Origin of the sequence: Prevotella sp. oral taxon 475 (assembly GCF_018127805.1) — a bacterium.
GTDB lineage: Bacteria > Bacteroidota > Bacteroidia > Bacteroidales > Bacteroidaceae > Prevotella.
In genome coordinates this window covers 140403-161589 of sequence record NZ_CP072334.1, presented here as the reverse complement: position 1 = coordinate 161589, position 21187 = coordinate 140403, and the positions used below count along the sequence as shown (strand labels likewise).

At 41.4% G+C, this 21187-nt stretch carries 22 protein-coding genes and 1 pseudogene; all 23 read left to right on the top strand.

Features of this window, described 5'->3' with window-relative positions:
- Positions 1-356: 356 nt before the first annotated feature.
- The gene (locus J5A66_RS00625; RefSeq protein WP_211790576.1) at positions 357-767 is read left to right on the top strand and encodes a hypothetical protein; all 411 of its coding nucleotides are present in this window, start codon (positions 357-359) and stop codon (positions 765-767) included.
- A 43-nt stretch (positions 768-810) separates the two neighbouring features.
- Positions 811-1245 carry a D-Ala-D-Ala carboxypeptidase family metallohydrolase gene (locus J5A66_RS00620; protein ID WP_211790575.1) on the top strand — a complete coding sequence of 145 codons (435 nt, stop codon included), beginning with the start codon at positions 811-813 and terminating at the stop codon, positions 1243-1245.
- Positions 1246-1505: 260 nt separating this feature from the next.
- On the top strand, positions 1506-1988 hold the full coding sequence (locus tag J5A66_RS00615; protein WP_211790574.1) for an HU family DNA-binding protein: 483 nt from the start codon (positions 1506-1508) through the stop codon (positions 1986-1988).
- Positions 1989-2069: 81 nt separating this feature from the next.
- Positions 2070-2165: a smalltalk protein gene (locus tag J5A66_RS00610; protein WP_249109982.1), complete on the top strand. Its 96-nt coding sequence runs from the start codon at positions 2070-2072 to the stop codon at positions 2163-2165.
- 798 nt (positions 2166-2963) lie between these two features.
- Complete coding sequence (glf, locus tag J5A66_RS00605) at positions 2964-4091, top strand: UDP-galactopyranose mutase (protein WP_211790572.1); 1128 nt, start codon at positions 2964-2966, stop codon at positions 4089-4091.
- Between the two features lie 17 nt (positions 4092-4108).
- Positions 4109-5218, top strand: a complete 1110-nt coding sequence (locus J5A66_RS00600; protein ID WP_211790571.1) for a DegT/DnrJ/EryC1/StrS aminotransferase family protein — start codon at positions 4109-4111, stop codon at positions 5216-5218.
- Positions 5215-5850: an acetyltransferase gene (locus tag J5A66_RS00595; RefSeq protein ID WP_211790570.1), complete on the top strand. Its 636-nt coding sequence runs from the start codon at positions 5215-5217 to the stop codon at positions 5848-5850. The genes J5A66_RS00600 and J5A66_RS00595 overlap by 4 nt, the downstream gene beginning before the upstream one ends.
- Before the next feature lie 36 nt (positions 5851-5886).
- Positions 5887-6117 carry an acyl carrier protein gene (locus J5A66_RS00590; protein WP_211790569.1) on the top strand — a complete coding sequence of 77 codons (231 nt, stop codon included), beginning with the start codon at positions 5887-5889 and terminating at the stop codon, positions 6115-6117.
- On the top strand, positions 6117-7166 hold the full coding sequence (locus J5A66_RS00585) for a 3-oxoacyl-ACP synthase III family protein (protein WP_211790568.1): 1050 nt from the start codon (positions 6117-6119) through the stop codon (positions 7164-7166). Before J5A66_RS00590 ends, J5A66_RS00585 begins: the two co-directional genes overlap by 1 nt.
- Positions 7163-7918: an SDR family NAD(P)-dependent oxidoreductase gene (locus J5A66_RS00580; RefSeq protein ID WP_371742860.1), complete on the top strand. Its 756-nt coding sequence runs from the start codon at positions 7163-7165 to the stop codon at positions 7916-7918. Before J5A66_RS00585 ends, J5A66_RS00580 begins: the two co-directional genes overlap by 4 nt.
- A gap of 46 nt (positions 7919-7964) precedes the next feature.
- Positions 7965-8189, top strand: coding sequence for an acyl carrier protein (locus J5A66_RS00575; protein ID WP_211790567.1), 225 nt, complete (start codon positions 7965-7967; stop codon positions 8187-8189).
- Complete coding sequence (locus tag J5A66_RS00570; protein ID WP_211790566.1) at positions 8189-9403, top strand: fatty acid--CoA ligase family protein; 1215 nt, start codon at positions 8189-8191, stop codon at positions 9401-9403. The genes J5A66_RS00575 and J5A66_RS00570 overlap by 1 nt, the downstream gene beginning before the upstream one ends.
- Before the next feature lie 136 nt (positions 9404-9539).
- Positions 9540-10262 (top strand): SDR family NAD(P)-dependent oxidoreductase, encoded by a 723-nt coding sequence (locus J5A66_RS00565; protein ID WP_211790565.1) that lies wholly within the window; start codon positions 9540-9542, stop codon positions 10260-10262.
- A 388-nt stretch (positions 10263-10650) separates the two neighbouring features.
- The gene (locus J5A66_RS00560) at positions 10651-11751 is read left to right on the top strand and encodes an acyltransferase (protein ID WP_211790564.1); all 1101 of its coding nucleotides are present in this window, start codon (positions 10651-10653) and stop codon (positions 11749-11751) included.
- Positions 11752-11792: 41 nt separating this feature from the next.
- Positions 11793-13229, top strand: coding sequence for a lipopolysaccharide biosynthesis protein (locus J5A66_RS00555; RefSeq protein ID WP_211790563.1), 1437 nt, complete (start codon positions 11793-11795; stop codon positions 13227-13229).
- Complete coding sequence (locus J5A66_RS00550) at positions 13229-14362, top strand: TDP-N-acetylfucosamine:lipid II N-acetylfucosaminyltransferase (RefSeq protein ID WP_211790562.1); 1134 nt, start codon at positions 13229-13231, stop codon at positions 14360-14362. Before J5A66_RS00555 ends, J5A66_RS00550 begins: the two co-directional genes overlap by 1 nt.
- A 5-nt stretch (positions 14363-14367) precedes the next feature.
- The gene (locus J5A66_RS00545) at positions 14368-15639 is read left to right on the top strand and encodes a nucleotide sugar dehydrogenase (RefSeq protein ID WP_211790561.1); all 1272 of its coding nucleotides are present in this window, start codon (positions 14368-14370) and stop codon (positions 15637-15639) included.
- Positions 15636-16298, top strand: a complete 663-nt coding sequence (locus J5A66_RS00540; RefSeq protein ID WP_249109981.1) for a DUF1919 domain-containing protein — start codon at positions 15636-15638, stop codon at positions 16296-16298. Before J5A66_RS00545 ends, J5A66_RS00540 begins: the two co-directional genes overlap by 4 nt.
- 72 nt (positions 16299-16370) lie before the next feature.
- Positions 16371-17288: a glycosyltransferase gene (locus tag J5A66_RS00535; protein ID WP_249109980.1), complete on the top strand. Its 918-nt coding sequence runs from the start codon at positions 16371-16373 to the stop codon at positions 17286-17288.
- Positions 17289-17339: 51 nt separating this feature from the next.
- Entirely contained in the window at positions 17340-18554 is a 1215-nt protein-coding gene (locus J5A66_RS00530) for a glycosyltransferase (RefSeq protein ID WP_211790559.1), read from the top strand.
- 9 nt (positions 18555-18563) lie between these two features.
- Positions 18564-19628, top strand: a complete 1065-nt coding sequence (locus J5A66_RS00525; protein ID WP_211790558.1) for an acyltransferase family protein — start codon at positions 18564-18566, stop codon at positions 19626-19628.
- Between the two features lie 4 nt (positions 19629-19632).
- Positions 19633-20799, top strand: coding sequence for an EpsG family protein (locus J5A66_RS00520; protein WP_211790557.1), 1167 nt, complete (start codon positions 19633-19635; stop codon positions 20797-20799).
- Positions 20790-21122 (top strand): annotated as a pseudogene (locus J5A66_RS10230) (glycosyltransferase family A protein); the annotation flags it as partial. The gene J5A66_RS00520 and the pseudogene J5A66_RS10230, both read left to right, overlap by 10 nt.
- Between the last annotated feature and the right edge of the window lie 65 nt (positions 21123-21187).

The following is a 21187-nucleotide window of genomic DNA, read 5'->3' as shown; positions in this document are numbered from 1 at the left end:
AAGCCGAAAGCTAAGAGATGGGCCTTCGTTTTCTTAGCTTTTGCCCAACGCTACTTCTTCAACCTCTCCGCACCATCCTGCATCCCTATCCCCAAAGACGTTGTCCTTTGGTGCAATAGGAGTTGGGAGGCGATCGACAAGGGCTGCGTCATCGTGCGTGTAAAGAGTGCCTGACAGCGATACCGAACGAATGTTTTTATATCATTTTAACGGGAATAGTGATTTTTAGAAAGAATACTTCCATTTAAGATCCTAAGTTTGCAGTCGAAATCGGAATAGCAATGGATGCCGATTCGCACAAAAAATCACACCTTAATATGTATAAATAATGTATGTCGAAAAAAACGTTTCAACACATGAAAGCAACAACAACCCTCCCCCAAACGGGGAAAGAACAACTGGATTTGGCGCGCAGACACTTGATAAAGGCTTTTCTGCCACTGCTGCAAACCGCTCCAAACGAACGACGAAGATGGAGAGGCACAAAAATCGATCTGCTGGAAATGACCCACATCGTCTACCGTTTTGCAGACGTAAAAGACGACGAGGGGCGGGCTGCCTCTTTCCTTTGGCTTGTTCGGCGCATCTGCGCTAATCTGCATTTACCGGTGCCCCGCAATCCCTATGCCCCGGTGAGCAAGGGCATGCTGCGCAAAAATGTCTATCAACGACCTGTGCTCGAGCGATATGGCTGGCTGCTTTTCGAACAGAATCGGCCTCAACCGCTGCAAGAATGGCTGGACATGGGTGATTATATGCATCGCTGATGACGTGAGATGAAGGATATAATCGTATTTCTATTTAACAATCATGAACCTTACACAACACTTTACGCTGGCCGAGATGATACGCTCCGGCGCAGCTGTGCGACTGAACATCGCTAACGAACCCTCCGCAGAGGTGGTGAAAAATCTGCGTTTACTTTGCGAAAACATTCTCGAACCGTTGCGCCGTCGCTTCGGCGTGATTCGGATCACGAGCGGCTATCGCTGCCAAGCACTCAACCAAGCTGTGGGCGGAGTGGGCCATTCGCAGCATCTTTGCGGCGAGGCCGCCGACATACACGTGTCGAATCGAGAGGTAGGACTTAAAATGTACCATTTCATCGAGAAAACATTGCCCTACCATCAGCTCTTCTTCGAACACCGAAAGAGCGACGGCGCCCGGTGGATTCACGTTTCCTTTCATCTGGAACGCCGAAGAACGAAAGTTCAACGCCGACGATCGGAAAATTTAATCATCTGATTGCGAGCGGGTTATGATCAACCGATCGATCGTCATCAGCAAGTATTGATGAAAAACTATCCCATACTCTATCCCATCAACTCTTGACAAGGGGACCGAAATGTGCTAACTTTGCAAACGTAATGAGACACAAATCTCCCGATGAAATCGAGAAAAATGCGTAACGTCGACTAACGCATCGCGACAAAAAGGAAGAGGCGCGTCGAAGACAAAACCAATATTCTCAACTTTATTAATTTAACCATTTAAACATTATTCTTATGGCAGTGTTTTATAAATTGCACCAAGAAAAGAGAAAAGAAAGCAAGTTCAAGGGTCAGTGGTATGCACGCGCAGTGGCCACCGAGACCGTCAACACCATGGCATTGGCCGACATCATGCAGCAGAACTGCACCCTGAAGCGGTCGGACATCGTAGCCGTGATTGCCGAACTGGTGGATGTGATGAAGCAACAGTTGCAAGACTCGAAGCGAATCAAGCTCGATGGGCTCGGCACCTTTAAGATTGGGCTTAACACCAAGCCTGCCGCCAAGGCCGAAGACTTCAATGTGACGAAGAATGTAGTGGGCACCCATGTGCTGTTTCGGCCGGAGGTGCGGGTCAACAAAGACAAGTCGCGTGTGAAAGCCTTACTGCATGGCTGCAAGGTGAGAGAGTTGCCCGACAACAAGGTAGAAAAGGCGCGCAAAAAGGCCTCGTCGGGCGCAGGCGGTGGCAGCGTAACGCCTCCCAGCGGACACTAAACAACGATTCCACCCCTTTGTACATACCTTTTCAATACCATGTATCAACCCTAAAATCAACATTCCATGAGTAAAAACAACATGTCGACTTGGAAACTCGTCATCAAAGTGATTGCTGCCATCGCCACGGCTATTCTCGGCGTTCTGGTGGGTAAAGGCGGCGCAGATGAGGCTTGACAGAGAGCGTCGCGAGATGATTCTCTTCATCCTGAAAGTCCTTGCGCTGATGGTTACCATAGCAGCGGTCTTCGGTTGTAGCCTCTTCCTATAGCGGCTCTTTCACAGAAGGCGAATCTTTGACGCACCTTGACGGTTGCGTTTCGGGGCCGACACATTTGATAACGAGCCCTGCATAAAAAGTGTTTTCGGGCGGAGACGGTGCACCTCTCCGTCCGTTAACAATGTCTTTTCTTTCCGATGAAATGGGCCTTTTTTAGATGCTCGAGGGGAAGAGCCAGCCTATGAAGTATGTTCTCTCTCCGAACGGCTGTAAAAAGCAAAGAAAAGACCTGGTGTAAATTCCTATTTTAATTAGGGCTTCCCCTATTGTTTCTTTCAAGAAAAATATCTACTTTTGCAAAAATTGTGTTTTGCAGCAAACAAAGGGGCTTCTCCCGTTGCAGCAATTCACTCGATTTGATGCGAGATAGATAAAGACGTTATAGACAAATACTTGCGAATGATCATTTCATTCTAAAGCAGGGGGAATGTCGTAATGAGGGATAACCACATCCTTTGCCTCTTTCAAGAGAGAAAAGAGGGAGGAGACGGTGTGCATTACGACCACTGCATCACAACATTTACTTCTCGAAGGACGTTTTTGTTCAGACAAATGAACAATGCCAAGCTCGCTTGAACTTTGTCATGGCAAAAAGAACGCACTTTGAAAGAAACGAGAAAAAGAACGGAAAAGAAGAGTAAATCTCTTCTATATGTTGACCTATCGGGTCATCCACAAAAGAATCACTTATCTTTATGTATGATTATCTGATTGTCGGTTCTGGCCTTTTTGGAGCAACCTTTGCCCATTTAGCACGGAAACAAGGCAAGAGGTGCCTGGTGATAGACAAACGTCCGCACGCAGGTGGAAACATCTATTGCCAAGATGTAGAGGGAATCAGGGTGCATCAATACGGGGCCCATATCTTCCATACGTCCAATCGGCGTGTGTGGGACTTTGTCAACTCGCTGGTGGAATTCAACCGTTACACCAACAGTCCGGTGGCTCGCTACGGAAAAAGTCTCTACAATCTGCCTTTCAATATGAACACTTTCTACCAGATGTGGGGAGTAACAACGCCGCAAGAGGCGATGAACAAGATTGAAGAGCAACGCCAAGAAGTGCTGAAAAGAATGCAATCGGAGGGTATTGCCCAGCCTCGCAACTTGGAAGAACAGGCTTTATTATTAATCGGTAGCGATATTTACGAACGGCTCATCAAGGGTTATACCGAGAAACAATGGGGCCGGAAGTGCACGGATTTACCTGCTTTTATTATCAAACGATTGCCCGTTCGTTTTGTCTATGACAACAACTATTTCAACGATCGTTATCAAGGCATCCCCATAGGAGGCTATAATCGCCTGATTGAGGCTTTGCTCAAGGGGGTGGAAGTACGCCTGAATACCGATTATTTTAGCCACCGGGATGAATTCAATGCTTTGGCAAAGGAGGTGGTTTTTACCGGTAAAATCGATGAATTCTACGACTATCGATTCGGGAATCTGGAATATCGCACCGTGCGTTTTGAACATGAGGTGCTTGATATGCCCAACTATCAAGGAAATGCGGTGGTGAATTACACCGAAGCCGAGGTACCTTATACGCGTATCATTGAACATAAGCATTTCGAATCGTTCGGCGAAGAGGTGTATCAGAACCCTAAGACAGTGGTCTCTAAAGAGTATTCCACCGAGTGGCAGTCGGGTATGGAGCCCTATTATCCCGTTAACGACGAACGTAACAGTTTGCTTTACCAGCAGTATAAACAGCTGGCAGATCAGGAATCACACGTTATCTTCGGTGGTAGACTGGCCGAATACAAATACTACGACATGGCTCCGATTGTGGAAAGAGTGATGCGGATGTTTGAAGAAAATTGATATTGCTAAGCAAATAAATGGATAAGAAGATTATAACAGTTACCGCTCCGCTGCTCCCTGATTTGGAAGAGTTCAACGTTCTCTTAAAAGAGATATGGGATAGCAAGTGGATTACGAACAACGGATCGTTTCATCAGCGGTTGGAAAAAGCTCTTTGCGAATATCTGAAAGTGCCATATATCAGTCTGTTTACCAATGGTACGCTGCCTCTGATAACGGCTTTCCAAGCTCTGCATATCACAGGTGAGGTGATAACAACTCCCTATAGTTTTGTTGCAACGACACATGCCCTGTGGTGGAACGGTATAAAACCCGTGTTTGTGGATATTAATCCGCGTACAGGAAACATTGATCCCAATAAGATAGAGGCCGCCATAACACCCCGTACCACAGCTATTCTGCCGGTGCATGTATATGGTAAGCCATGCGATGTGGGGGCCATTCAGAGTATTGCCGACAAATATGGGCTAAGGGTTATCTACGATGCAGCACACGCCTTTGGCGTGGAGGTGAATGGTCAAAGTATCATTAATGCGGGAGATGTGGCTACATTGAGTTTTCATGCTACTAAGGTTTATAACACCATTGAAGGTGGTGCGTTGGTGATGCACGATGAAAAGACAAAGAAACGCATTGACTATCTGAAGAATTTTGGCTTCGCCAGTGAGACAGAAGTGGTAGCTCCCGGCATCAATAGTAAGATGGATGAGGTGCGGTCTGCATACGGATTGCTCAACCTTAGGCAAGTGGATGCCGCCATTGAGGCAAGACAGAAGGTGGCAATGGCCTATCGTAAGGCACTGCGTAACGTAGAAGGTATATCCTTCTGGGATGATATACCCGGCGTAAGACATAACTACAGTTACTTCCCCATCTTTGTGGATGCAGAGAGATATGGTATGACCCGCGATGAGTTATACTTCAAGATGAAGGATAGAAATGTGTGGGGACGCCGTTATTTCTATCCTCTCATCAGCGAGTTCTCCACCTACCGTGGATTAGAGAGTGCCAATCCTGCCAATCTTCCGCAAGCCACAAAGATGGCAAACAGCGTAATCTGTTTGCCGATGCATCACGCGTTGAGCGAAGAAGACATCCAAAGAACCATTGATTGTATTGCAAAATGAAGAACTTATTAATTATAGGTGCAAGAGGATTTGGACGAGAGATATTCTCTACAACAAAATTTTGTAGAGGATATAATGAAGAATTCATTGTAAAAGGTTTCTTGGATAGCAAATCAGATGCTTTAGATGGGTTGGGGGATTATCCTCCTATTATTGACAGTGTGGAGCATTATCAACCACAGCCCGACGATGTCTTTATCTGTGCATTGGGGGACGTACATTATAAGAAGAAATATACCGATATAATTCTTCAAAAGGGAGGAACATTTATCAATCTAATACATAAACAGGCTTATGTCTCTGACTTTACAAAGATTGGATACGGCTGTATTATTTTTAAGGATGTCAGTCTTTCGAATAATGCGACAGTTGGCAATTTCGTGACACTGCAACAGTATGTTACAACGGGACATGACATGGTGATGGGTGATTATTGCGAGATAGAATCCTTCGCATTCATTGGAGGCTATGCTACTATCGGAGATTTTGTTACCATCCATACAGGAGCGATTATTACCCCTCATCAAAAGGTTGATAACCATGCAATCGTAGGAGCTGGTGCTGTCGTTATACGGCGAGTTAAAGAAAATACTACCGTATTTGGGAATCCTGCAATACGACTAAAGTTTTAAAGCTTTTATTTTTTAACTATATAACATTTAATCAACATGGAATTAAAAGATTTTATTGAGAATTTTGCAGCACAGTTTGATGATACTGATGCGAGTGCATTTAAAGCAGAGACCGTATTCAAAGAGCTTGATGAATGGTCGTCCTTAGTTGCGTTGTCAATCATAGCAATGATTGATGAAGAATACGACGTGACCGTGAAAGGAGATGACATCAAGGGTAGCAATACGATAGAAGACCTATTTAATATCGTAAAATCAAGAGGTTAATGGCATTTATAGAGATAAAGAACGTAAGGCTGTCTGGTCTTTCAGCGGGTGTGCCTAAAAATATTATGAGCAATCTTTATCCAAATGATAAAGATAATATTTCCACTGATTACACGCCTGAGGCCTTTGTAGAAACAACTGGTGTAAAAGAACGTAGGATATCCTCATCTCTAACTACTTCAGACTTATGCTATGAAGCAGCAGAAAGATTGATTACGGATTTGAAATGGGAGAAAAAGGATATAGACATGCTGATATTCCTTTCTCAAACACCAGACTACATACTGCCCGCCACTTCTTGCATACTGCAGGACAGGCTGGGCTTGAGTAAGGAATGTTATGCTGAAGATATTTCTTTAGGGTGTTCCGGTTGGGTCTATGGGCTCAGCACCATAGCCTCTTTACTCTCTACAGGGAGTATGAAAAAGGCGTTATTATTAGTAGGAGACGCTAAGCCTATAGCAGAAGGACCTCTTGATCCTCTCTTCGGGCATGCTGGAACCGTAACCGCACTGGAATATGCTGAAGGGGCTAAAGGGTTTCAATTCCATTTTGGGACAGATGGTTCTGGCTATGATGCTATTATCACGCCTGATGGTGGCAGTAGGAACCAGATAACAGCACAGTCCTTGGAGTATGAAGACGTAGAAGGGAAAAAGCTAAACAGACTACAGACGCGAATGAAAGGCATGGATGTCTTTGTCTTCGGCATGGGTACCGCAGCCAAATCGGTAAAGAAATTGGCTGAACATTTTAGCTTTGATTACCAAACAGCCGATTATTACGTCTTCCATCAAGCCAATATGAAGATGAATACGATGATTATAAAAAAGCTGGGTATAGACCCGGCAAAGGTTCCATCGTGCATGTATGAATTCGGCAATACTTCTTCCGCCTCTATACCCTTAACAATGGTAACGCAGTTAAAGGGAAAAATAGAAAACCGACCGACAAAATTTATCTGCTGTGGCTTCGGAGTAGGTCTGTCATGGGGAACGGTTGCGTTTTCTACAGAACAGGTTGTTGTATCCAACTTAGTTGAAGTATGATGAGCAATTACAATCCATTCTCTTTAGAGGGAAAAACCATCCTCGTTACAGGAGCTTCGTCTGGCATAGGCAAAGCCACAGCGATAGAATGTTCTAAATTAGGAGCAAAGGTGATCGCTATGGCAAGGAACAAGGAGAGACTTGAAGAGACGATGAGCGAATTGTCGGGCGAAGGGCACAAAATGTTCTTGTGTGACTTGACTGACTCCAAAGCTATGGCAGAGATGGTTTCTCAACTCCCCGTTATTCATGGACTCGTGAATAATGCTGGGATTGTTGAATCGCGGCCGGTTAATTTCATTAAGGAAGAGAGGTTAAAAAGCATTCTGCAAATTAATACGATTGCTCCTATTATGCTCCTAAAAAATCTCCTAAAGGAGAAGAAGATACTCAATAGATCCTCTATCGTATTCACAAGTTCTATCGCAGGTATTGGGTATGTCTCTTTAGGAAATTCTATGTATGCTACAAGTAAAGGGGCTATAAGCACATTTATTGCAGGGGCAGCTAAAGAGTTGGGAAATAAAAATATTAGAGTAAATGCGGTTTGTCCAGGGATGGTCGAGACAGAACTTATTAATACAGGTGCACTTACAACAGAACAATTAGATAAGGATAAGGCGATGTACCCATTAAAACGATACGGACAACCGAACGAGATTGCATGGGCTGTTATTTATTTATTATCCAATGCTTCCAATTGGGTTACAGGTATCAATTTGGTTATTGATGGAGGGATAACTTTAATCTAACAAAAAGGTAATATTCCAATAGAAAAGAAAGATCATTTTAAACAATATGGAAGAAAAAGTATTAGAAATTATCAATGAAATACGAGCAGTAAAAGGGTTAGAACTGCTACAGGAAATTCACGAAGGAGATAATCTTCGCGATGACCTTGGCCTAACATCCTTCGACTTAGCAGAACTGACAGTGAAGATAGAAGATGCTTTCGATATTGACATCTTTGAAGACGGACTTGTGAACACTGTTTCAGAGGTCTATACTAAGCTACAGAAGTAATGGCAATGTTCCTTTATGACAGAGAAAGAGAGTATTCGTATGCTATGCTGCTGGAGGAGATTCAGCTACACAAGGAATACTATCCCTATCATAAGGCCGATACACTCTTCGCGTTCTTCGCAAATCTGGTAAAGGCAATTGCTACGAACCAGCCTTTGGTGCTGTTGGATTCCGATCTGTCGATTTCTGAAATGTCGGGCATAGACCCCATGCTTATCAATAAGTCGGTGGCACTGCCCAAATACTCTTTTAAGCATATCGACGAGCTTATAACGGCTATGCAGAAATCTACTTCCACGATTACGATTTTCACATCGGGGACAACCGGACAGCCGAAACAAGTGGTTCATTCCATCGACACGCTCACACGCTCGGTTCGCACAGGCGATAAATATCGGAATCAGGTGTGGGGCTATGCCTATAATCCCACTCACATGGCCGGCTTACAGGTGTTCTTTCAGGCTTTCGAGAATAAGAACACACTGGTTGATGTGTTCAACGACAGTCGGAAAGAAGTGTATCGAAAGATTGCCGAGTATGGTATTACCCACATCTCAGCCACCCCCACATTCTATCGTTTATTGCTGCCTGTTGAGAAGGAATATCCATCGGTTGTTCGTGTTACGCTGGGAGGCGAGAAGTCGGATACGCATTTGCACGAAGAGATACATAGGATATTCCCCCAAGCAAAGATTAACAACGTGTATGCTTCCACCGAAGCCGGCACGTTGTTCGCAGCTAAAGGCGAATATTTTCAGATACCGGAAAGGAATAGAAGCCTGTTCCGAGTGGTAGACGACGAGTTGTTGATTCATCGTTCCTTATTAGGCCAATCAAATAGTTTCGCTTTCGATGGCGACTATTATCATTCGGGCGACCTGATAGAATGGGTGGATGAAGCTGCCGGGCTATTCAAATTCAAAAGCCGAAAGAACGAACTCATCAACGTTGGAGGCTACAAGGTAAATCCACAAGAGGTTGAAGAGGTGATCAACAGTATTCAAGGCGTGCGTCAATCCTTGGTATATGGTAAAGCCAACGCCATACTTGGCAACGTTCTTTGCGCAGAACTGCAATTGGATGAAGAGTCGCAGCTCACGGAATTAGACATAAGACAACAGCTGCAAAGCAGATTGCAGGATTTCAAGATTCCCCGCAGAATCAAGTTTGTAGAAACCTTTTCGTTAACGCGGACTGGCAAACTAAAACGATAGACGATAAATGCATACCACGTATTCATCTCTCTAAAGGGGACAAGTTGCATGCTCGTCTATTCCTCAAGCAAACAGCATCTACTCCGAAGAAAAACAAGATATAGAATTACTTATATTCCAGAATAGAATAAAAAAGATGAACTATTTAGTAACAGGTTGCTCCCGCGGCGTCGGGCTCGAGATATGCAGAGTTCTTCTACAACAAGGTCATACCGTTTACGGTATTGCCCGCAGTTTCAGCGAAGAGTTTCAGAAGCTGCAAGGAGAATACCAAGACCGTCTATATTTCAAAAGCGTAGACTTGTCGGACTCCGATAACGTTAGGCAATCTATTTTTAAAGACTTCGTATTGAACAAAGTGCGCTTACACGGCTTCGTGAATAACGCCGCCATCGCTTACGACGACATTGTAACCAATCTGAACCTCGCAAAACTTCAAGCGATGTATGCCGTCAACGTGTTCACGCCGATGATGATAACCAAATATGCCATTCGCAATATGCTGCTGCATCACACCCGAGGCTGCATTGTTCACATCTCGTCCATCAGTGCCCACACCGGCTATAAAGGTCTGGCCATGTATGCCTCATCGAAGGGAGCTTTGGAGGCTTTCTCAAAAGACACGGCAAGAGAATGGGGCGAGCTCGGCATCAGAAGCAATATCGTGGTTCCCGGCTTCATGGAAACAAGCATGAGTTCCACACTAACCGAAGAGCAAAAAGACAGAATATACAAGCGCACTTCACTCAAAAAAGCGACTTCGATTAACTCTGTTGCCGAAACAGTGGCCTTTATCCTGAGCGATAAAGCGCAAAGCATCACAGGGCAGAACATACACGTAGATTCCGGAACAATTTAAGGCACATACTTGACTATTAGAATAAAACTCCTAAAAATACGCAAGTTGGGGATCATGGTCAACGTTATGAATGGTTACGATCGAAAAGCATCTGTATGCTCTGTGCTAAGAAAATGCATGGTAAAAGCTAAGAGATTGCTAGGCAAAAGCTAAGAAAATGACCTGCAAAAGATAAGAAAACAGAATGCGCTTTGCAAGATCCTGTCCCACAGGGAGTTGCAAAGTATGCTTGCCGAATCCTGTAAAAGACCCTTGACATAGAAATCTCTGAAAAGGAGAAATCTCCATCAGAACATCAGAGGTGGGAGGAAAACGTCAAAAATGCGATGCAAATGATTCTTTTTTGAACACGTCGTCCAAAATAAACAAAGAAAACAGGCAAACCCACATGAAAGATCAAACACAAGTGTTCGTAAGAAATTCAAACCTTGAACTTTTCCGCATCTTGTTGATGTTAATGATTATTGCACACCATTATGTGGTAAACAGCGGTCTTACAGATGTGTGGAGTGCGAATGATGAAACTGGGAACAGTCTCTTCTTAGCTCTATTCGGATGGAGTGGAAAGACAGGTATTAATTGCTTTATTCTGATAACAGGATATTTCATGTGTCAGAAAAGTTTTTCTTGGAAGAAGCTCTTTAAGCTATTGTTTGAGATACAGTTTTATGCCACAACCATATACTTGATCTTCTTGATGAACGGTCGCCCCTTCTCGTGGGGAGAATTGAAAGATATGGTGCTTTGGATTCCTTTAGGAATAGGGCATGGTTTTGTCGGATCATTCATTGTACTCTATCTCCTCATCCCTTTTATCAACAAGTTGGTGCGGGTTCTGTCCCAGCGTGAATTTCGGCATCTCCTGATACTTTTGATTGGCGTCTATTCTGTTATTGGTACGTTCATCCCTTTTGGATTTTATGAATATATAGGATGGTATGTCGTCGTCTACCTTATTGGTTCATATATACGACTGTATGGTATATCACTACTAAGAAATAGATCGCGAGTGGTTTTGTTGATGTTGGGGAGCCTATTGGTCGTCTATCTTAGTATCATTTCAGTTTTCTTTCTCGTCAAAATGACGGGAAAAGAGTTACATATCGGAACGTTATATTATTTCGTAAGCGACTCTAACAAGATTCTTGCCCTACTTACCTCCGTATCATTATTTCTTTTTTTCAAAGAGATGAAGCTGCCATACTGCGCTTGGATAAATAGAGTAGCAACAGCTACATTTGGCGTATTGTTGATACATGGCAATAGTAATGCCATGCGTGAATGGTTGTGGGGTGACGTTTTGAAAAATGTCAAATATTTTACCCCCCCCTATTATTTATGGATACACGCATTCCTCTCTGTCATAGCAGTTTATGTTGTGTGTGTAATGATTGATTTGTTACGGATCAAGTATATAGAGCAACCTTTGTTCCGATGGATGGAAAGAAGGAAACTAAAGATTGAGACTCTTGTCGGACGAATGATGTGATGAACTGTACTTCCAACATTTAGTTATGTAAGGGATAGGAGATGTCTGATAATTTAAAGGCAAAGGCAACACGAGGTTTGTTTTGGAGCAGCGTAGATCGCTTCTCTTCACAAGGCGTCAGCTTTGTTTTCTCTATTTTCCTTGCACGCATACTGACACCCAGCGATTATGGCATTGTAGCCATGATTGTTGTTTTTATGGCTGTGGCTCAAGCTTTTGTAGATAGTGGCTTTTCTTCAGCTTTGATAAGGAAACCGCACTTGAGTGAGGCGGATAAGTCTACGGCGTTCTATTTCAACATTATTGTGGGAGTAGTCTGTTATGGCATCCTGTTTCTTATCTCTCCACTGGTTGCCGATTTTTATGACGAACCTTTATTGTCACCTATTATAAAGGTAACGGGATTGAGCATAATTTTTAATTCGCTATGTGTGGTTCAACGAGCATTATTTACGATTGCTGTAGATTTTAGATCCCAGGCCATCATCTCTCTCGTTTGTACAATTGTTTCAGGGGTGATTGGACTTGTCATGGCATACCATGGTTTCGGTGTATGGGCTTTGGTGGTACAGTCTACAGGTTCGGCTTTATTTAATTGTATGCTGCTTTGGTTGTTCTCACGTTGGCGCCCCGTTACAGGATTTAGCAAGACATCGTTTCGCTATTTGTTTAATTTTGGATCTAAGGTACTGGCCTCCGGCTTACTTGATACTTTATATAATAATGCCTATCCAATCGTAATCGGTAAATTCTACAATCCTATACAATTGGGTCTATTCTCGCGCGCTCAGGGTTATGCCTCACTACCTTCTTCCAATATAACAGGGATTTTACAAAGAGTGACTTTCCCGGTATTGAGTTTGATGCAGAATGATGATGAGAAATTGGCTTCAAATTATAGAAGAATTCTTCGAGTTTCAGCCTTTGTGGTATTTCCATCCATGCTTATGCTTGCTGCTGTTGCTACGCCTCTCATTCGCGTTATGATTACATCCAAGTGGGATGGCTGTGTTCGGTTCCTCCAACTTCTCAGTTTGGCAATGATGTGGTATCCCATTCATGCCATTAATCTTAACCTACTACAAGTGAAGGGACGTTCGGATCTTTTTCTGAAATTAGAATTATACAAGAAGTTACTTGGTGTATTGATTCTGTCTTGTACAATTCCAATGGGGGTCATGGGTATGTGTTGGGGGCTTGTTATTGGTTCTATTCTTTCATTGGGAATAAACACCTATTATACGGGTACCTTGATTCGGGTTGGATTTCTCAAACAGGTGAGAGATCTGTTACCTATTTTACTCAATTCGATAGTGATGGGTTTTATTGCTTATTATCTAACAACTATTATCAACGGTAGCTTGATTAGTCTTTTGACGGCAAGCTGTGTAGCAATTACATATTATATAGGTAGCTCATATCTATTAAGATTTCCCGAACTATACGAGATCATATCTGTTTTAGCACGAAAATCATAATGACGTTTTTACATTGGGTAGTAGATGATAAGTTTATAGATGTCCTTATCTCTATTATGGAACATACAAAAGGTAAACACAGCCATATTTATGCCATTGTAACAGATCATGCCAGTGATAACTTTACATATATCCAACAGAAAGAATATATAAGAATTATCCCTTCCAAGGATCTCATAAGAGTTTTAACAGACTGCGAGGTGTTGGTATTGCATGGATTGAGAATCGGAGTTTTCGATATGCTTCAGCAAATACCACAGAGAATAAAAGTGATATGGTCTTCATGGGGATATGACTTATATTCTATTCCAACCAAAGGGCATCCTTTTATAAAGCTCCCGCTATACAAACCATACACAAAGCGTGTGATGAGAAAGGGAGTTAAGGAGCATCTGATGGGACTGCATGTAGAGATGAACTATTTTTTCAATAAGAAGAAGATAGAATCGGCAATCTCACGAATAGATTATTTCTCGAGTGTGATACCTCAAGAGTATGACTTGATGAGAAGACTACCCTTCTTTAAGGCTCAACAGGTGGGTCTATATTATTTTAGTTTGGATGATATTGTATCGGAAGAAAACCTCGGAGATCCATTGCCCAAAGGGAATAACATCCTTATCGGTAATTCTGGAGACCCAACAAATAATCACTTAGATGTATTTGAATCCTTACGAAACATTGATATTGGAAATTGTAAGATATATGTTCCGTTAAGCTATGGAGGAACAATTGCCTATCGTGAGAAAGTGAAGACTGTTGGTAAAGAGTATTGGGGTGAGAACTTTGTCGCCATGGAGAAATTTGTACCCTATCAAGAATATAATGAAATTATTTCCTCTTGCAGCAATATCATCTTGTTCCATGAACGTCAACAGGCGATGGGAAATATTAGATTGGGCGTATGGAATGGTTGTAAAGTCTTCCTGTCTGTTTCAGGATTGACTTATCAGTTTCATAAAAATCTTGGTATACGGGTGTTTGCCCTTCAGAACGAATTAAATGCAGAAGAGCTGAAGACTCCTTTATCTGCTGCTGAAGTGAATCTAAATAGGAGACGGATGCTTGACACCATATCACGCAAACATCTTTTAAACTATATCTATCATATGTATGAAATATTAGAAAGATAATAAATATGAAGAGAGAAATAAAAATTGCTGTTATTGGCTTAGGTTATGTTGGCTTGCCTCTTGCTCGCCTTTTTTCTACAAAGTATAAAACGATTGGTTTTGACATGAATCAAGATCGCGTGAATGCTCTGATGGCAGGTCATGACGTAACGTTAGAAGTGTCGGATGAATTGTTACAAGAGGCCTTACGTAACGGTTTTGTATGTACTACAGACTTGGAAGAATTACGCAACTGCAACTTCTATGTGGTTGCTGTCCCCACACCGGTAGACGCGAATAACCGACCCGATTTAGCTCCACTTATCGGGGCAAGTACTACCGTGGGGAAGGTTATCTCAAAAGGAGACATCGTTGTTTATGAATCAACCGTTTACCCTGGTGTAACTGAAGAAGAGTGCCTGCCGGTAGTTGAGAACGTTTCGGGCTTGAAGTTCAACACCGATTTCTATGCAGGCTATTCGCCTGAGCGTATTAATCCTGGAGACAAGGAACATACGGTGGAGAAGATAAAGAAGGTGACCTCTGGTTCTACACCCGAAATAGCTGATATTGTTGATGCGATTTACAATTCGGTATTAACGAATGGTACGCACAAAGCTCCATCGATACGTGTAGCCGAGGCATCGAAAATAATTGAGAATTCACAACGCGACGTGAACATCGCCTTTATGAACGAATTGGCGAAGATATTTAATGCTATGGGTATTGATACGCACGATGCTATTGAGGCAGCTTCTTCAAAGTGGAACTTCATCAAACTTAATCCCGGTCTGGTAGGCGGACATTGTATCAGCGTAGATCCCTATTACTTGATTCAGAAAGCACAGGTGTATGGCGTTATGCCTCGTATCATATCAGAGGCACGCCGTTTGAATGATGGCATGGGAGCCTATGTGGCTAACCAAGTGATAAGACTAATGAATAAGAAAGGAGTACTGGTGAAAGATGCTAAGATATTAATTCTCGGCATCACGTTTAAGGAAAACTGTCCCGACGTGCGGAATACAAAGGTTGTAGACATTTATACCACACTGCAGGAATATACGGATAACATTACCGTATGCGACCCATGGGCAGATAGTGCCAAGGTAGAAAGAGAGTATGGTATACGCATTGTTAACTCTGTTGCAGAATATGCAAGGTATGATGCTGTGATTCTCGCTGTTTCTCATAAAGAATTTACCGCAATCGATTGGAGGGGATACTTAGCTGAGAATGGAGTAGTCTATGATGTAAAAGGTTCTATCACAAGAGAACAAGTGGATGGCAGGCTATGAATTTTATAAAAAGAGTGAAAGGCCATTTAAATGGACATAAAAGAGGGCTTTCGGACAGACTGATGCGATTTCCTCGTAAGATGTATCATATCCGAAAATCTCGCATAAATAGAAATGATAACCCAACCATTATCTGCAATAATTGTGTTGGAGGTGTTATTCTTCACGATTTAGGGTTGAGGTTTAACACACCTACAATTAATACACTCTTTCTTTGCTTTGAAGATTTCCTTTATTTTGTTGAACATCTCGAAGAGTTCTCCAAATTAGATGTGCATGAACTGAAACAAACAGAGAATGTGTTTCCTGTTGGAATACAGGAGTATAATGGACGTATAATTAAAATAGGTTTCGTGCACTATGCATCTTTTGATGAAGGAAGGGCTGTGTGGATGAAGAGAATGAAGAGGGCAAATTTGAATAATACGTTTATTGTATATGAAAGCCGGACGATAAAGGATAAAGAGCTGAAGGCTTTTTCATCTATAAAGTATCCCAAATTGGTCTTCTCTCTTACGGATAAAAGTAGAGAACAAGAATATCTTTTTATAAAGGGCATTCATTATATAGAGATTGGTTTCCAGGTAAAATACTTGAGTATAAAGGATTTTTTAGCGTTAAACGCTATTTGGACAATTTTGATTATATTAGCTTCTTGAATCATGAAATATAAGTGTAAGATAAGTATAGTCATCCCAATGTATAATGCAGGGGCATACATCGACAAATGTTTGAATTCGATTTTAGATGCCAGATTGCCCGAAGAATATTATGAAATAATTATTATCAATGATGGCTCTACTGATAATGGACCGAATATTGTTCAGCAGTATAAACAACAGCATGCAAATATCACTTACCTAACACAAAAGAATCAAGGTCAAAGTGTAGCAAGGAATTTAGGAATAAAACACTGTAGAGGGGATTATGTTTGGTGTATTGATGCAGATGACAAGCTAAATGGCAAAGAATTATCTAAGGTTTTTAGGACATTGGGAGAATATAATGATTTAGATATCTTGGCTATACAGTTGCAGCGGATTTCTGAACAAGGCGAATTAATCTCTATTGAGTGCGGACAACCCAGTTTACCGCATTGCGAAGTGATCACGGGTGTCCAGGCAGTTATAAGAGGATATAATCCTTCTTCCATCTGTGCATTGATAGTGAAGAAGACATTATTTATTGATAATGATATATTTTTTGTCCCAGGCATTACACATCAGGATGTGGAGCTGACATATCGTCTTATGCCAAAGGCAAATAGAGTATTATTTTCAAATCTTATTCCATATTTTTATATCCATCATATCAATTCTACAAGTAAATCATTAATTCCAGAGAAAAAAATAAAGTATGTCAAGGACGAGATTTTTATTATACGTTCTTTTCGCGATTTGGCAAAGTCCTATGAGCATTCAGATTCATATTTAGCCGATGTGATTTATCACAGGAGTCAAAATTCCTTATTCGGCTTAGTTTATTCATTATATAGAAATAAAAGTATTTGGGGTAAACTTGGAATAAACAAAGCCATTATTGACGAATTAAAGAATCAAGGGCTCTATCCGATGAAAGGGCCGTGGGACTCTTGGAGAAAAAGAATATTTGCATCTTGCTTCTTAAATTTTCCCAAGATATTCACTTAATTTCTTCATAAAGACTATTTATCTCAAATCGTAAGATCTTAATTCAACTCCATGCCCTGCACAAGAATCGTATTAATAACTCCCATTACCCCCTTTAAAGAAAACTTAAGAGGAGTAAGTGCTCTACCTTATCATTTGTTGATACATAGGCAACAAGAGGATGAGAAAGTAGAAGTTAAGATATTTAGTTTTAATACAAATCAATTATCTAAAGAACAAATTTCACAAAGTGAGGTAGAACTAAATGTACGCATACACATTTTAAAAGAAAGGAGATGGATGAGATGGATGTTTCTTTCTCGGTTGCATCCCATAGTACGAATATTGATGAGCCATCCATTCAGCAGTTATGTTCGTCTTTCCAAAAAAGAATTAGAGAACATACAGGCTCAGCATGCTGATGGAATTTGGATTTATGGAGAAGAGTATGCACCATTACTGAAACAATTCCCAAACACGCGAAGAGTTTTATTGGGGCCAGATAGTGAGGCATTATATTACTATCGACTGTTAGGGCAACGTTTCATTTTTAAAGATACATGGAATCTTTTTCGTAAATTTCTGATGTATCCCAAATACTTAAAAATCGAAAAAGAGCTTCCTGCAGACAAGTCTATTACCTGTTGCGTGGTAGGTGAGGCCGATGCTAACTTCCTAAAAAGGGTCAATCCCGATATACAAGCAGAATTTTTAAGGCATCCGCATTATGAAATAAGCACATCCAAAGAGATCAAATTCCATACACCGATTCGTTTATTGATTGCAGGACAAAATAATTTGTATATGCAGCAAGGCGTAGAAGAGTGGATTCCTGAGATGATCAATGCTTGTTCCGAACTGAAAGTACATTACGCAATTACTTTCTTAGGAAGGGGATGGGAGCAAGCTGTTCAGAAGCTTTCTCGTGCGGGATATACCGTGACACACATCCCTTTTGCGCCTAATTATACAGAGGAGGTGCAGCGACACGATATACAACTCACCCCCATTACTGTGGGAACAGGTACCAAAGGAAAGGTTTTAGACGCCTTAGCAAACGGACTCTTAGTCATCGGAACAGAATATGCTTTGGAAAATATTGCTGTAAAGAACGGTGTCTCTTGCTTACAGTACGAAACTCCTCAGGAGGTAACTGTTTTATTGAAAGATGTTGTGGACAACGTGCCCACCTATGAGCAAATAGCTGCAACAGGAAGGCACTGTGTTCTTCAGCATCATTCTCGTAGAACGATTGCTAAAAACTTTTTCAGTTTGTTCCAACCGTAGTTTGATAAGATGAGACCAAGCCAAGATACATCACAAGTTATTTCATTGCTTCGTTTCCCATTGTGTGCAGCGGTTGTGATGTTGCACACCTATTTGATAGATAAGCCAATTGGAGGAATAGTCTATGTGACAGAGGATCAATTCCCTATTTTTGATTATATTGAGCATATCGTCAGAGTGGAAATAGCCAATATGGCAGTACCCCTTTTCTTCTTCATCTCCGGATTTCTATTCTTTTGCGGAAAAGCCTTTACTCCAAAAATGTTCATAGATAAACTGAAGAAGCGTTTTCATTCGCTATTCATACCCTATGTATTTTGGAATACCTGCTTTATCCTATTCATTGCCTTGATCGGAATACTTTATCCGACTTGGCTAACCGAGAAAAGAAGTATTTTACAGATGAGTTTCTCCGAAATTCTGAATGCCTATTGGGATTTAGATCAAGGACTTATTCCATTGTGGTTTATTCGAGATCTGATGATATTAAACCTTTTTGCTCCAGTGTTCTATTGGATGATAAAGAGAGCAAATTTCCTTATTATCGTTGTCTTGGGCCTCTTATGGATCTTCCAAATAGGGCAGTGGCTTCCGGGAATAGGCGTCAGGGCCTCTTTCTTCTATGCACTGGGAGCCTGGTTCAGCATTAGGCAAAATAATTTTGTAGAAGTTCTGCGTCCATACTGCACCCCTATTCTGCTTGGCTCTTGCCTGCTGATAGGCATCAACACCTATTGTTGGGCAAACAATTTGCCATATCAAACCTTTTTCCAACTGTCACAGATGATCGGTATTTTAGGGATCATTCTCTTTACCGATCTTTTACGACAACACCAAAAGCTACAAGCCCATCCGTTTTTAGTAGAGAGCAGTTTCTTTGTTTTTGTTTTTCACATGTTTGTTATCAAGTTTCCATCGCTCTATTGGGTAAAGATTCTGCCCATCAACACCTTCACATTGACGTTGGTACTGTTTGGCATACCTCTCTGCACCACAATTCTATGTGTGGGCATTTATGGGTTGATGGATAAACTATCTCCTCGATTTACAACCTTTGTGATAGGAAAGCGATAAAACTATGTTGGTCTATATCTTGATATTTTCAGCGGCCCTTATTTGGTTTTTCTCAAGCAAAGAGCAATCTTCCAAAAATGCCCGGAGACTATTCTTCTTCCTATTCTTCTTAGCTCTCTTTGTAGGTATATCTGATATGTTAGGTGGATACGACCGTTATATATATGGAGAAGTCTTTGATCTCTTATCTGATGATATTGATAGAGGGTTCAGCTATACGGAATCACCTATTATGGACTATGAGAAAGAATTTGGATATGTTTTTCTTAATTTCATTCTATCTCATATCACCTCTAACCGATATATTTTTATCTTCTTTGTAACGCTCATCATCTATTTACTCTTCTTTTTCTCAATTAAAGAATACGCAGACAACTATCCCTTTGCCTGTATTTTGTTTTTAGCACTGATGTTCTTCTTTACGTTTACATATCTGCGTGAAGTCATAGGAGTGGGTGTTGGCTGGTTGTCGTTGAAGTATATTTATGAACGAAATCTAAAGAGGTTTCTATTCCTGATGTTGATCGCTTATTCCTTTCATAACTCTGCCATTATTTTTCTTCCGATGTATTTTATACCCATCCGAAAGTATAAAATCTCACTTATTCTTACCATCATGCTTGTGGCCTTTATCATAGGCCTTTCTCCACTTCCGGGAGCATTATTTTCACGTTTTGGAGAGCTTTCCGGTTCAGAAGAGCGGGTAATGCAATATGCGCAGGACTATGAGGAAGCTGGTCTCAGAATAGAATATCTACTTGAGGTCGTTGTTTTTCTTTTTATTATTTTTTCTCAATATAAAGAGATTCCTCAGAACAAGAAATCGCTTGTTTATCTCAATTGTGCCTTGATGTTCTGTGTGATTTTGCTTTTCTTCGTTCGTTCTTCCTCTGGTGGCCGATTAGGTTGGTATTATATGATAGGCATTATAGCACTTTTTACAACCATCGCAATGAAAGTAAATCGTCAGAGGCAGGTAAGTACCATGCTTATCCTCCTGAGTTGTCTGTTATATGGCCGTATATTGATTAGCTGGGGTATCCGTGCCTATCCCTACAAAACATTCCTGACAGAAGGACATAGGGAAGGAGATCCGGTTTATCAAAGATACGAATACGATCCACAATACGACTCGAATAAATTCTATCGTCCTGTATTCAAATGGAATTAACAAGCATCGACATGGAATCTAAAATGCCCCTACTAACAATTTTCACTCCTACTTACAACCGAGCCGATCTCCTTTTCAAATTATACAAGAGTCTGAGAGAGCAGCGTCTGTATAATTTCGAATGGCTTATTGTGGATGATGGGAGTACAGATCATACATCCCTTGTGATAGAAGAGATACGAAGGGAGAATAAAGATCGATTCCCTATCAGGTATTATCAAAAGGAAAATGGAGGCAAACACACTGCCATCAACGTTGGAGTAAGAGAAGCAAAAGGAGATTTATTTTTTATTGTCGACAGTGATGACCTCCTAACTCCAGATGCCGTCTCAACCATTACTTCAGATTGGCAAAAGACAAAATCAGAACAAATCTTTGGAATCTCTTA

Bases quoted from the DNA above. Each gene is read 5' to 3' on its own strand.
- J5A66_RS00625 (WP_211790576.1), top strand. From the start codon at position 357: ATGAAAGCAACAACAACCCTCCCCCAAACGGGGAAAGAACAACTGGAT.
- J5A66_RS00620 (WP_211790575.1), top strand. From the start codon at position 811: ATGAACCTTACACAACACTTTACGCTGGCCGAGATGATACGCTCCGGC.
- J5A66_RS00615 (WP_211790574.1), top strand. From the start codon at position 1,506: ATGGCAGTGTTTTATAAATTGCACCAAGAAAAGAGAAAAGAAAGCAAG.
- J5A66_RS00610 (WP_249109982.1), top strand. From the start codon at position 2,070: ATGTCGACTTGGAAACTCGTCATCAAAGTGATTGCTGCCATCGCCACG.
- glf (WP_211790572.1), top strand. From the start codon at position 2,964: ATGTATGATTATCTGATTGTCGGTTCTGGCCTTTTTGGAGCAACCTTT.
- J5A66_RS00600 (WP_211790571.1), top strand. From the start codon at position 4,109: ATGGATAAGAAGATTATAACAGTTACCGCTCCGCTGCTCCCTGATTTG.
- J5A66_RS00595 (WP_211790570.1), top strand. From the start codon at position 5,215: ATGAAGAACTTATTAATTATAGGTGCAAGAGGATTTGGACGAGAGATA.
- J5A66_RS00590 (WP_211790569.1), top strand. From the start codon at position 5,887: ATGGAATTAAAAGATTTTATTGAGAATTTTGCAGCACAGTTTGATGAT.
- J5A66_RS00585 (WP_211790568.1), top strand. From the start codon at position 6,117: ATGGCATTTATAGAGATAAAGAACGTAAGGCTGTCTGGTCTTTCAGCG.
- J5A66_RS00580 (WP_371742860.1), top strand. From the start codon at position 7,163: ATGATGAGCAATTACAATCCATTCTCTTTAGAGGGAAAAACCATCCTC.
- J5A66_RS00575 (WP_211790567.1), top strand. From the start codon at position 7,965: ATGGAAGAAAAAGTATTAGAAATTATCAATGAAATACGAGCAGTAAAA.
- J5A66_RS00570 (WP_211790566.1), top strand. From the start codon at position 8,189: ATGGCAATGTTCCTTTATGACAGAGAAAGAGAGTATTCGTATGCTATG.
- J5A66_RS00565 (WP_211790565.1), top strand. From the start codon at position 9,540: ATGAACTATTTAGTAACAGGTTGCTCCCGCGGCGTCGGGCTCGAGATA.
- J5A66_RS00560 (WP_211790564.1), top strand. From the start codon at position 10,651: ATGAAAGATCAAACACAAGTGTTCGTAAGAAATTCAAACCTTGAACTT.
- J5A66_RS00555 (WP_211790563.1), top strand. From the start codon at position 11,793: ATGTCTGATAATTTAAAGGCAAAGGCAACACGAGGTTTGTTTTGGAGC.
- J5A66_RS00550 (WP_211790562.1), top strand. From the start codon at position 13,229: ATGACGTTTTTACATTGGGTAGTAGATGATAAGTTTATAGATGTCCTT.
- J5A66_RS00545 (WP_211790561.1), top strand. From the start codon at position 14,368: ATGAAGAGAGAAATAAAAATTGCTGTTATTGGCTTAGGTTATGTTGGC.
- J5A66_RS00540 (WP_249109981.1), top strand. From the start codon at position 15,636: ATGAATTTTATAAAAAGAGTGAAAGGCCATTTAAATGGACATAAAAGA.
- J5A66_RS00530 (WP_211790559.1), top strand. From the start codon at position 17,340: ATGCCCTGCACAAGAATCGTATTAATAACTCCCATTACCCCCTTTAAA.
- J5A66_RS00525 (WP_211790558.1), top strand. From the start codon at position 18,564: ATGAGACCAAGCCAAGATACATCACAAGTTATTTCATTGCTTCGTTTC.
- J5A66_RS00520 (WP_211790557.1), top strand. From the start codon at position 19,633: ATGTTGGTCTATATCTTGATATTTTCAGCGGCCCTTATTTGGTTTTTC.